Source organism: Pandoraea sp. PE-S2R-1, assembly GCF_002179865.1.
GTDB lineage: Bacteria > Pseudomonadota > Gammaproteobacteria > Burkholderiales > Burkholderiaceae > Pandoraea.
This window is the reverse complement of sequence record NZ_NGUR01000012.1, coordinates 82,386-94,533: the sequence shown is the minus strand read 5'-3', so window position 1 is coordinate 94,533 and position 12,148 is coordinate 82,386. Positions and strand designations below refer to the sequence as shown.

6 protein-coding genes are annotated in these 12,148 nt (G+C 63.4%); 5 read left to right on the top strand and 1 reads right to left on the bottom strand.

The genetic code is table 11. The features are described from left to right. Positions 1 to 3 precede the first annotated feature (3 nt). Positions 4 to 915, top strand: a complete 912-nt coding sequence (locus CDV44_RS15590; RefSeq protein ID WP_058379046.1) for a LysR family transcriptional regulator — start codon at positions 4 to 6, stop codon at positions 913 to 915. A gap of 72 nt (positions 916 to 987) precedes the next feature. On the opposite strand, the gene CDV44_RS15585 is transcribed toward CDV44_RS15590, so the two are convergent. Further along, positions 988 to 5,601 carry a hypothetical protein gene (locus CDV44_RS15585; RefSeq protein WP_087688851.1) on the bottom strand — a complete coding sequence of 1,538 codons (4,614 nt, stop codon included), beginning with the start codon at positions 5,599 to 5,601 and terminating at the stop codon, positions 988 to 990. Between the two features lie 691 nt (positions 5,602 to 6,292). Between CDV44_RS15585 and CDV44_RS15580 the strand changes: the two genes are divergently transcribed. The 4 genes from CDV44_RS15580 (at position 6,293) to rpsR (ending at position 12,147) form a co-directional block, all read left to right on the top strand. Continuing rightward, a complete protein-coding gene (locus CDV44_RS15580; RefSeq protein WP_141118748.1) occupies positions 6,293 to 10,951 on the top strand; it encodes a hypothetical protein in 4,659 nt (1,552 codons plus the stop codon). Positions 10,952 to 11,136: 185 nt separating this feature from the next. Next, entirely contained in the window at positions 11,137 to 11,514 is a 378-nt protein-coding gene (rpsF, locus tag CDV44_RS15575; protein ID WP_087688849.1) for a 30S ribosomal protein S6, read from the top strand. Positions 11,515 to 11,560: 46 nt separating this feature from the next. Further along, entirely contained in the window at positions 11,561 to 11,863 is a 303-nt protein-coding gene (gene priB, locus CDV44_RS15570) for a primosomal replication protein N (protein ID WP_087688848.1), read from the top strand. A 2-nt stretch (positions 11,864 to 11,865) separates the two neighbouring features. Next, positions 11,866 to 12,147 (top strand): 30S ribosomal protein S18, encoded by a 282-nt coding sequence (gene rpsR, locus CDV44_RS15565; protein WP_010803800.1) that lies wholly within the window; start codon positions 11,866 to 11,868, stop codon positions 12,145 to 12,147. Position 12,148: the final 1 nt, after the last annotated feature.

Here is a 12,148-nt window from a genome sequence, read left to right as displayed (position 1 = left end):
GGGATGGACCGTTACAAGCAGATCGAGACCTTCGTACAGGTGGCCGAAGCGGGCAGTCTGGCGGCGGCGGCGCTCAAGGAGGGCGTCTCGCCGGTGATTCTCGGGCGGCGCATCGACGCGCTCGAAAAGCGGCTGGGCATCAAACTCATGTACCGGTCGACGCGGCGGCTGGCGCTGTCGGAAGAGGGCGGCGCTTTTCTGGAGCGCTGCAAGCAGTTGCTGGGCGACTGGGACATGGCGGAGAACGAGATCAGTGCCGGGCGGCACGCGGTGTCGGGCCACCTGATCGTCTCGGCCCCGGCGGCGTTCGGGCGCAAGCACGTGGCGCCGCATGCGCCCACGTTTCTGCGCCAGCATCCGGAAGTGCAGATTTCATTCAACCTGACCGATCGCGTGGTGGACATCGTGCGCGAAGGCTACGACATGGGGATTCGTATCGGCGGCTCGGTCGACCCCAACTTCGTGGCGGTGAAGCTGGCGCAGAACCGGCGGGTGGTGTGCGGCACGCCCGCGTACTTCGCGCGGCACGGGCGGCCCAAGACGCTGGAGGATCTGGCGAAACACAATTGTCTGGCGTTCAACCTGCAAGGCGGGCAGCAGCGCGGCTGGTACTTCAAACGGCAGGGCAAGCTGGTCACTACGCGCGTGAACGGAAATCTCGACTGCAACGACGGCGAGCTGCTGCACCGCTGGGCGTTGGAAGGGCTCGGGCTCGGCTGGCGCTCGACGTGGGAAATTCAGCGCGAGTTGCTTTCGGGCGAACTCGAAACCGTACTCGACGAGTATGCCCTGCCGGATTACGACATCCTCGCCGTCTACCCCCAACAACGTTTCCAGCCCGCTCGCGTGCGATTGTTCATCGATCATTTGCGGCAGGTCTTTGCCCGGCCCAATTACTGGCTGGAGCAGGAGTAGGGGGCTTGCTGCCAAGGGATGGGCCGTCTCTCCGGCAGGAAAACTCACCCGCCGGATTTTTGCCCCGATTCCTTACGTGCCGGGCGACGTCCGGTGTGCCCACGGGGTATGGGTTGGTGTGTAGCGCTGATAGACCGATGTCTCGCGGCGCAGAAGCCCTCCGATCCGACCGTGCTGGGCGGGGTCGTGCGCGTAGGCGATCGTGAGAATCAGGTGTTCCAGCGAGTCGGCATGTTGCACGATGTCGCGGATGGCGTTATCCCCTTGCTGGTTCAGCATCTGGCCAATGTCGACACGCAAGCCGTCGTTCACCAGATAGTCGCGCACGATCAAGTGGTAGCGGGGGGTGTCGGAGCGATCCATGATGTCGGGCGGAAAGCGATTATCATCCCCCTCGCCGGAAGGGGCCGGAACCATCGTCGGCAACTCTCGCTGCGTACGAGGCGCCGGTACCACACCCGCGTAAATGTCGCGGCCATCGGAGAGTGCGTCGCTGCTGGCGACGGTGGCATGGGAGATTTCATGCAGCAGCACCGCCGCCAGCATTTCGTCGGGCATCGATGCCAGTGCCGAGGTATCAAAGCCGATCACGGGCCGCTGCAAGTTGGACGCATACTCCGGGTGTCCTAACGTGCCGTAGAGCGTCTCTGCGACGGCACCGGAGATATTTTCCATGACGCCCATGACCGTGTCCCGCTCGCGCCGGGCCACTTGCAACCCTTCATGCATTTTCGCGAGAACCGGGGAGAGCGCAGCCGCCAACTCATGGGCCCTGCCTGGCACGAAGCGATCGAGCAGACAGATCACCATGGGCGCGAGCTGGCCACCCAGCGCCGTGCGTGCCTCCACCAGCAGGCTCTCGGCGCGGCCAAAAATGCGATCAAATTGTGCCTCCAGACCCGGGGAATCTAGGTCGCGCAGACTGCCCAGCATTTGGGTCTCGCCGACCCAGCGCGCGTTCAAGTCGCTGTGCAACGCCGCCTGGAACGTGTGGAAATTTTGCTGCGCATCGGGGGTGAGCGGTGCAAATGACACGGGATAGGGGCGCTGCGTCCGCCCTCTCGTTCGATGCATGAGAAAGCCGTAGGCGTCTGCGCCGAGCAACACCACCGCAGGCTGCTCGTTGCCCTGCGCCACCGTCTCGGCGTAGGGCAACGCCACTTTCATGGTGAACGCCCCTTCCGGCGATTTCGTTCGTCCGCGGCTGGTCCCCGGCCCCGGTTCAGCGGCGCGATTGCCTTGTCCCATCGCGCGTGAGGCGTACAGCGCACGCCGCCGTTCAAAGTGCAACGGCTCCGCCAGCGTATCGAGATCGATGCTGACGTCGATGCGCACATAGCCATGCTCGGGATACACCACGCCAGTGAGTACCGGTGGCAGATGGAGTACGCCGGCGAGCAGGTAGTTTTGCTTCGCCCCTCGTGTGGTAGGGCACCAGAATACGCGGTTGCCCTTCAGATAGTATTCATCGAACGTATCGGGGATCGGCCACGCTACTTCGCCGATGCGGGCCGCGACATCGTTGGCGTCGACATCGCGCCACTGCTCGGTTTTCGTGTCGAAGTGCCGCAACGGGGGCGGCTGCTGGAACAACGGCGTGATGACCGCCGATTTCGCGCCTTGTTGCCGGGAGAGTATGGCGCACGGTATCGTGCCGCGCGTTACGGCGCGGCGTTTGCGTAATTCTCCGAACGTTTCAGGTGCAGGGCATGCGTCGGGTGCGCCCGCCGGCAAGAGGTCGCTCGATTCCGGTGCGGGTGCTCGAGGCGCATGGCGCGTGCGCAGTGTGACGGGAGTCGGCGCAATGATCTTACTGTGCGCATTCGTCAAAAATGCCGGCCCGTACGTTTTTCCAGAGTGCGGATTCGCCAGACGCAGCCATGCCCCATCGCGTTTCATAACGGCGCCGGTGTGCGCATCCCAGTCAACCAGATCGAGTTGCCCGCCATCGGCCGCCACTATCGGGCGGGCGGCGGGGAAGGCGCCGGTCTGTCCGTGTGGCACTTGCCATACCCCTGCGTGGTGCACATAAGTCACGGCGGCATCGGCTTCACGTGTCCACGCGTTGACGGTGCTCGGGGCGACCTTCACGGCGCGAAGCTTGTCTCGAAGACGTCGCGCGAAGTCCGGCAAGTGCAGTGTTGCGCGCGTTGCCAACTCAAATCCCGGGTCAACGAAGCGCACTGCCGCTAACCCGGTCTGGGAGAGGCGAAAATTGGTGAGATCGACGGCGGCAAGCACCGCAGGCTCTGCAAGCAGGTGTGGGACGAGACGCGCCGCGCCGCGCAAGCCGGCGCGGCGCGCGACGCCGTGCGACAGATCGTCGATGGCGGCCTGCAACAGCAAGCGCGAGGCCTGCCACGTAGCCTTTTGCGCCGTCATGGCGGCATAAGCCAACGGGATGGCGCCGACAACATCGATACCGCAGTCGACCAATGCCCGCCGATAGCTGCCGGTTTGCACGTCGTCGGCGCAGTCGTGGAACGGCACGAACCCGAGCAGTAACCGATGGACGGATTCTCGATGCAACTCGATCGGTGTCTTGTCATACGCGGCGGTCCGGAACGCCTCCAGCCGGGCACTGAATTCGGCGGCGAGTGCGCGCGTCGGCGACTCATGCAGATTGCCCGCGGCAGGCTTGATCATTCGATAGCTTGCGACGTCATTGCGTGCGCGCAGCGGCGGTTCGTCACCCTGCGTGCCGACCAGCTTGCGGGCAAAGGCATGCATCCAGGCGTCGGCGTCACCGTCGAATCTCTCGATCCTGAGCGGCGCAAGCGTGACCACAAAGTGGTTTGCCGCACCGTCCAGTGTGGTATCGATGAAAACGGTATGCGTCGCTTCGGTGTCGGCGAATTGGCCCTCGGAAAAACCTCCCGCACAAGACGCACACGTGTGGGCGTTTGACGATTCGTCCGGCACCAGCAGCCTCACGGTGGGCACGCGCATCTGCCACGTACCGCATGTCCAGTATCGAAACGCTTCCGATGCGAGTCCGCTGACGAGTGCCTCCAGCGCTGGTTGCAAGATCACGTCGCGAATATGCGCCACGCTCGCAGTGAACTCGGCGTCGAAGCGTTGATTGACCCCTTGGGTATCGAGTCCCGCGTCGCGCAGCCGGGCGCCGAGTGCCGGCGCGATGCGATGTATGTCATCCATGCAGCCGTCGAGAATCAGGTCCTCCATGGCGGAAAACTCGTCTTGCCTAATGCAGTCACCGCGCAGTGTCTTGTAAAACGCCAAGGCAACCGTGATCAGTCTTCCAAAATGGGTCGTCTCGAAATACTTTGGCACCGGTGCCACAGTGAAGTACACCGACTCGACCTCCGGGAGCCGGTCGGAGAGCGCCCGCGTCAGAATCGCTGCGCGGCTCGGCAGCTCACCACGCAAGGCGTCGATCCATTCGGCGTGATCGTTCGAGAACGATTCGGCCATCTGAACGTGGAACAAGTCCATCGCATCTTGCAATGCTGCCGCGGCCAGTGCCTTGTCGTCGCGCAAATCCACGGTCCCCGAGGCATGCGCAAACAGCAGCACGATGTCGGCGTTCGAGTGAAAAAACGCGGTGACCGCTTCCGGTCCGAGTTCGAGCGCCGTCAGGTAAGCCGTTGCGGCTGTCGTGACCCATTCCGGGGCGCTCGATTGCCACGCACTCAAACCGGTCACACGCATGCCGATTCGCTGCAACGCCCACGGCAGGCTGCCCACGCGCACAGGGGCGGCGTTTGCATCGACGGCCAATATCGGATCGAACAGGGCGCCCAACAGCCGGTATGCCCACGACTTTGCCTGCGCGAGATCGGCGCCTTCGTCTGCGAAGACCGTATCGCCCAGGCGGGCGAGCCACCGATCCGCATTGCCGGCCCGTTCGAAGTGCCCGGTGTCCTCGCCCGCGCACGTCGCATTGAACGCATCGGGGCGGAGCCACGTTAGCCACTGGGTGCGAAGCGATGCCGGAATTTGATCGTTCGCATCGTTCATGCCGGGAAAGATCATGGTGCGGAGCAACCGGGCCAGCATGCCCTGCGCAAAGGTAGGGTCTGCATACGCGGCGGGTGCCGTGCCGTAACCCAACGATAAGCCGATGCGTTGCAGCAGCGCGTCGATGGCCCTGACTTCGTTGCCGAACGCGTCGGTGGCTGTGCGCTTGAAATTCGAGGCATCCCACGGTGAAACGCCCGGGAGATCCTGCGGATCTAGTGCCTGATAGAGCGCATTCAGAAACGATGCCCGGGTCTCGCCGGGCGGCGTGCCGTTGCCGAACATCGCGACGAAATCGGTGAACGACGGGCCGTCCAGGAACGTACTCAGATCACTCCCGGCAAGCCAGTCGCCGTCAAGTGCGGGGGCTGACGATGCCGCCGGGGACGCGGGAGGCGCGGAGGCTGGCCCTGTTGGTATCGCCGTGACATCGTCGATTCCCTGCCACATTGCGACGCGTGACGTCGACCTCACGAGTGAGGGGGAAGCGCCCGCCGTACGGGGTGTGGCTGTCGTCACGACCTCGTTGTGCACGCCGGTTAGTGCATCGGTCGCATCGGCCGCATCGGCCGCATCGGTCGCGCCGGTCGCATTCGTCACACCCGTTGCACCCGTGGAGCGCGCCATGGGAGACGCGCCGCGTGGGTGACGGGCGCGCGCGGCCACACCCGGCGGGCACGCGGCCATCAGCAGGGCAGCGCCCATCAACAACGCTTTCCATGACACCTCCCCCGGTCCGTCCAGCGAAATGTCTGACAGTGTGTGCGGTGACGTGTGTGGCGATACCACGCCGGATAGCCCGCGAGCCTTGACCCGCACGCTCCCGGTGTCGGCAATACCCCGCGCGCACCGGAAGTCGCCACGCCATCGCTGAGTGTGGCGGGAATGCGCCACGCACTGCATGTTTTCGCTGCCTGACGGCGGTCGCGAGCGCTGTGCGTGCGGGCGCCGGGGTGCGCCCGAACTGGCCGCACGCCCCGTCGGGCGCGTGGCACAAGAAGATGACTTGGACATATGACCTCGCTTGATGAATGGCGCGCGGGGTCGGCGGATCCGGCCAGCGCCCACAAGGTCATCATGTGAACTTTGTTATCCCGGCGGTTAGGCAAACGGCGGTGGCGCGCTGGGATTTGGCCGGTCGACGCGTCAAGGCCCGCAGCGCCTTGTCCGATCCAAGAAATGCCGCTCGCCGATGCCACGCATGATGCCGCGCTGAGTGTCGGCCGGATGGACCGGCGGGCACCGTCAACCGAGAGTCATCATGCAAAAGCCGTCGTTTTACGCACGAAGTCATACGCGCCCACCGAGACGCACTCACGCGAGCGGCACGGCCGAGGCGCTTTGCCGTGCCGGGCAACACCGCGAGGGCCAGACCTGGACGGCGAGTTTGCGATGGGTGAAGCCCGCCCGCACCGGGCGCGTGCCCGCGACACTGGCATCGTCCGCACCCCCATCGCTTTCGACGCACGCGCCGGCCACCGCCGATGTTGCTGGCTCCGGGGTATGGAAGACATTGCTGATGGGGGCGGCGCTCGTGAGCGTTGCGTGCCCGGTCGTGGTGGCACGCAGCCTGCCTAGTCACAGCGGCAATGCCCGATCGCGCGACGGGGCGTCCGTCAACAGCGATCTCGATATGAACGTACGCCAGCGCTACGTGCCGCCCACCGCGCCGTCAGCGTCCGATGCAAGCGTGCTGGACGAGAGATTCAGCGATGCGACGACGCTCGCCCGAGCGCCTCAGGCGTCGCAAGCGGTTAATGTCGCCGACGTGGATAACGTGGCTAACTCGACTAACGTGACCCGTAGCGTCCGCGCGCTGCGGACACCTCGTACGGCAGACGCCAACGACACTGTCTTGACGACGGGGGCGGCATCGCTGCTGAGTGAAGACTGGCTTGGCAGCGGCAATCTGACCGGCTTTTTCGATGGTCCGCCATTTGCTGCGTTTCTGACGGAGTTCTGCGGCGAGGCATTGCCGGGCGAAGGGGCTGAACGGCTGAAAACGCGCGAGTCTGCGTTGCTCGCGCTACACGGTTGCCTGCGCCCCGCCAAGGCAACCCATCGTTCGCCATGGGACTCGGCGAACTTCATTACGACCGCCTTCGACGCGTTGGTCACCCGCGCAGGTATTTCGCTGGGATATGGCGCGCATGCGACGTCGCTGCAAGACGATCCCACGTTTGTTCAGGCGACCTTCGTTCGCGTGATGACGGCCATGATCTGGCCGGCACGGGGCGACGATCCAGCGACGATTCCGCCGTCGTTGCGCACGCAGTGGTTGACTTGGCTGCATCCCGGTCATCAGCAGCAAACGTGCGAGACCGAGCGAGATGCCCGGTATGGCGAACGTACGCTTGCCGTGGGCGTGCCCGATGCTGACCTGCTACGCGCCCGCTTGGGTGACCTGGTGTTTGGCAGCGAGCGCTGGGAACTTGGCGATGCGCGTTCTTGGGTGTACCGGCTGGCGGGCGCATTGATCGACCCGGCACTTGGCTTGCCCGACAGCATGGGGGGGATGCGGGTAGGGGATTTGCCGTGGGCGCTCACCCGCATCGGTATGACGATGGCCGGACCGGATGCCTGGCAGATGTCGCCGCCGGAGCTGACGGCACTGGCCGCGACGGCTTATGAGAGCGCGATCGAGAGTGCCAACGACAACGGCACGGCGATCGACGTGTTTTTCTACATCAACGCGGAACCGATTTTGCTTCACGCCCACGCGCAGGGACTGATCGATTTACGTGACGAAGATTTGCACGCCGCGACGGCGATGAAAACCGCCATCGATGCGTTTGACGAGCGCATGCATCGGGCTTTCGGTGCACCGGCCGCGAATGGCATTGAAGCCTTGCGCGGTGAGTTGCCAACGCGTACGGCGGTGCTGACTCGCGAGCTCGTCAGGCAGTTGCCAGACGACGACGCGTTGTACTTTTCCATCGACGTAGGGCCGCCGAGTATTCAGAACAGCGGTTCGTGGCTGTTGGCAAAGGCGGGCGCGAAGTTGCTCCGGGCGGTGCGTGGCGACTGCGTCAATCCCGGCGACCTCATTGCCATGGAAGACCTGATTCTCGATGGCTGCATGGCGGATATCGACCGGATCGACCCAGCGTTGGGCGAACGGCTCCATGACGCAGGGCTGGACTCCGAGGGGCTTGCGGCGCGCTTCGACACCGAGTTTGCCGCCGGCGTGAAGCATATCCGGGACACTATATTGCTGCCCGCACTCGAGGGGCTTGTGAGGGCGCTTGCCCCTTACGACTTCCGGCACTGGACCTGCGGCGAGTGGAAAATTCGTGTGCCGAGCGTGAAGCTGTTGGTGCCGTTGGCTGCGGCGAGTTCGCAGTCGCGTCGGCATTTTGTTGGCGAGCCCCGGACGGAAATCATCGAAAAAGAGGCGACGAACGTTGTTTTCATCGATGCCACGATGGGCGGGACAACACGGCACTTCGCGGTGACGCTGTCTGCGCTGAAGATCACGGCCTATGACGGACGCACCGAAGCGTGGTTGCGCGCTTCGCCTGAAACGCTCTTCGGTCCGGGGGAGGGGGTGCCGAAGCGCACGCAAAGCGATGTCGCTGCGTACCGCATGATTGCGCCTGCGGCAGGCAAGCCGCACGAGTCACCGACGCGCGCCGTGGCGCAGGCGTTCGGTGACCGGCTGATGGCATTCAGGGAGGGGGCCTATGGCAAGACGCCGACCGAAGTCCATCGGGAGGCCGTCCGGCGCGCGTTGCTCGGATTTATCCCGTTCTACAACTGCGTCGAGGATGTGACGTCGGGGAGTTATCGCATTGCGATGCTCGACTGCGGTATCGATGTTGCCAACGCCATTCCACTGGTCCACGCGGCGGTGATGGCGGAGAAGGCGGTGTTGCAGGTCAGCCGGACGCTGGTCGGTGCCGTGCTCGACGACGTCTCGCAGAACGTCGTGCGCCGCGCCGGTCTGACGGGTGGCTTTACGCGCGTGTTGTCCGACCCGGCGGTGTCCGCCGCGATTGACGTCGCCAACGCGCAGTTCAAGCACACCGGCGTGGCCCTTGCGCGCTTTGTCGATCCCGGTGTGGAACTCGGTGTTCGGGGCATGCTTCGTCTGCCGGGATTCGGGCGCCGTTGGCTGACGCGTATCGGCAGTCTGCCGCTGCTTTCGCGCGTGGCCGAGCGTTGGGCGCATGAGGCCCATACCGGCGCCGTCTTTCTCCATCGCGACGGGGTTTGGTATGTGCCGTCTACGCTTGCGGCCGAGCTGCGTGCCAATGGCGAGACACTTGAGGCCGCCGGTGAGGCGCTTGAGCTGGCCCGTCTGGGCGGGCGGGAGCACGTTGTGGTCCGGCGTGCCTCGGAGGGCGTACGGCTCGTCAATCCCCATACGGGGAAGATGTATGGCCCGTGGCTTGGCATGGATGACGCAGGGCGGCTGACGTTAGGTGGGCGAGAGGTCGGGCCGGCAAATACCGTACGTGAAGCCGGGCACACGGATATTCGTCGTCAATCCGCAGCATGTAGCGTGCGGGTAAGGCGTTCACCCGCGTCAAGCGCATGCGACGTGTTGCGGGGTCCGTCGCGCTTGCAGATGCGAATTCCGCAAGCCTCTGCGCCGCTCATGTATCGCAGACGCGATCTCAACGGCCTTTGGCAACCCGTCGATCTTACTGACGTCGCCGTGCGTGTGAAGCGCGTCGACTGGCCTGACGGAAGCACGCATGACGATTATTGGCTGGACGGTGACGACATCATGTGGCGCACGATGCTCGATGGGGAGCTGATTCAGCGCAAGGTCGGCACCCTGAGCCATGACCTTGAGCCGTTGGGGACGGCCTACCCGGACAGCGGATATGTCCGGGTCAGCTTTTACGTTGAGCTGGATGAAATTCGTGACGCGGAACACGCAAACCGACGTGCGCTGCTCAGTGAGAAGATGCTGGAGAATCGCGACAAACCGAATCGTCCGTGGTTTAAGGAGGAGTCCGTCGAGATCCAGATGGCGCTCCCCTACGCGGAGGGTGTCGATGCGTCAGACCGAAGATTCGGCGTTGTCATGACCCGCGACCGAGCGTACCGGTTCGTCATCGCGCAGCACAACGACAAGGCGTTCAACATTGTCTTGAAGCCGATGACGCCACCCGACGTCACTCGGTTTGGGCTGACACAACGCATGTCGGACGGCACGCTGAACGCGCGCGAAATCAATGGGAATCCCATGTTGAAGAGTCTGCGTGATATCGAAACGCCTGCGCTCAGGACCCGTGTCGACGACATGTTCGCGCGAGCGGGCGAGATACTCAGCGATGCGCGTGCCGCATTGAGTCCGAGCCTGTCCGATGATGCGCGTTGTGTCCTTAAGCGTTTTGTGCCCGATCAGGCGCAGGAACTCGCCGAAGCGCTGCGTATCGACCTGGGGCGGCTGGACGCTGGGTTGCAGGCGGTGTCGGCGGCACGTCTGGACGTGATCGGCGTGATCGAACATACCGACGGCTCAATGGCCGAGACGTTGAGCGGGGTACTTGAGCATCTTGATCTGATACCCCACCTGGGGCGTCCGGTCATCGTTTTCGATACCTCGTCCATCATTGGATACTCGACCGAGGTACTGGCGTCGACGTTGCTGCATGAATTGAGCCACGCCATATTGCGAACGAGGGATTCGCGGGTGATTGGCGGATCGAGCCTCTACCCTGAATTCAAGCCGGCCTTGCCGGCACATCGAGCGATTGAGCAAGTCGAGGGGATGAGCGAAATGGTTGCGCAAGGTGAGCACTCGTGGGACGACCTCATGCGCAACACCAATACCCCCCGGTATCAGTTACTTGCGCGGGACCGCATCGTCTACGACGGGCTGGTGCCGGAAGTCAGTGCGTTGCTCGGGCAAAATGGACATGGCGCGGTCCAACGGGTTTTGGGGCATGCTGCCTCGCTTGAGCACCTCATCGGCATATTGGCCTACACGCGCCGGGCCGGGCAACGCGTGCGCATCAACGAGTTTCTCGGCGGCGCCGGCACGTATCAACGCTACACGCCGGGGCACACCCCGTGGAATCGTCAGGCCGTGCCCGACTGACGCCTCGCGGTGACATTCCAGTCATGTCCGGCTAGCGGGAGCGCGGCATGATGGGAACGCGGCGGTTTGCGGCTCGTTTACCGCCCGTTCTTGAACAGTCACGCGAAAGTGGCTATAATCGCGAGTTCTGCAACCTTGCTGCACTGATCTGACGCTCAGGCGGCTATTTCCAAAAGGAGCTACATATGCGTCACTACGAAGTCGTATTTATTGTTCACCCCGATCAAAGCGAGCAAGTGCCTGCGATGATCGAACGCTATCGCGGCATGGTGACGGCCAAGGCTGGTCAGATCCATCGCGTCGAAGACTGGGGCCGTCGTCAACTGGCTTACATGATCGAGAAGCTGGCCAAGGCTCACTACGTTTGCATGAACATCGAGTGCGACCAGGAAACCCTGGACGAACTGGAACATGCATTCAAGTTCAACGACGCCGTTCTGCGCCACCTCGTGGTTCGCATGAAGAAGGCCGAGACCGCACCGTCGCCGATGATGAAGGAAGTGGCCCGCGAAGAAGCCAAGAAGGCTGCCGCGACGCCCGTCACGGAAGCTGCCGCTTCGTAATTAGCGCACCGGAACGCATCAGGGCGCCATTGGAACCATCGACCGCGTGAATCGCTTACGGCTAGAAGCCAGCATCGTCGAAATCGGCACGCTGCGCTATACCCCAGCCGGGCTTCCCGTGATCGACGTGACACTGGCCCATGCGGGAGCGACCGAAGAAGCGGGCATTGCCCGTCAGGTCGAGTTCTCGATTCCGGCAGTTGCGATCGGTCCCATCAGTGCCAAAGTGATGGCATTGGGACTCGAGAAACCCGCTCAGTGGGCTGGGTTCCTCGCCAAGAAGCATCGCAATAGCCGAACCCTGGTGTTTCACATCACAGCATTGCAAGAGTTTGAAAAGGATTGTTGAACATGCCGCGTCCTAACGGTAAAAACAAGAAGTTTGATCGTCGCCGCCAACAGCAAAACCCGCTGTTCAAGCGCAAGAAGTTCTGCCGCTTCACCGTTGCCGGTGTCGAGCAGATCGATTACAAGGATGTCGAAACGCTGAAGGACTTCATCGGCGACAACGGCAAGATCACCCCGGCTCGCCTGACGGGCACCAAGGCGCACTACCAGCGCCAACTCGATACGGCTATCAAGCGCGCGCGTTTCCTGGCGCTGCTGCCGTACACCGATCTGCACGGTGCTTAAT

Bases quoted from the DNA above. Each gene is read 5' to 3' on its own strand.
- CDV44_RS15590 (WP_058379046.1), top strand. From the start codon at position 4: ATGGACCGTTACAAGCAGATCGAGACCTTCGTACAGGTGGCCGAAGCG.
- CDV44_RS15585 (WP_087688851.1), bottom strand. From the start codon at position 5,601: ATGGGCGCTGCCCTGCTGATGGCCGCGTGCCCGCCGGGTGTGGCCGCG.
- rpsF (WP_087688849.1), top strand. From the start codon at position 11,137: ATGCGTCACTACGAAGTCGTATTTATTGTTCACCCCGATCAAAGCGAG.
- rpsR (WP_010803800.1), top strand. From the start codon at position 11,866: ATGCCGCGTCCTAACGGTAAAAACAAGAAGTTTGATCGTCGCCGCCAA.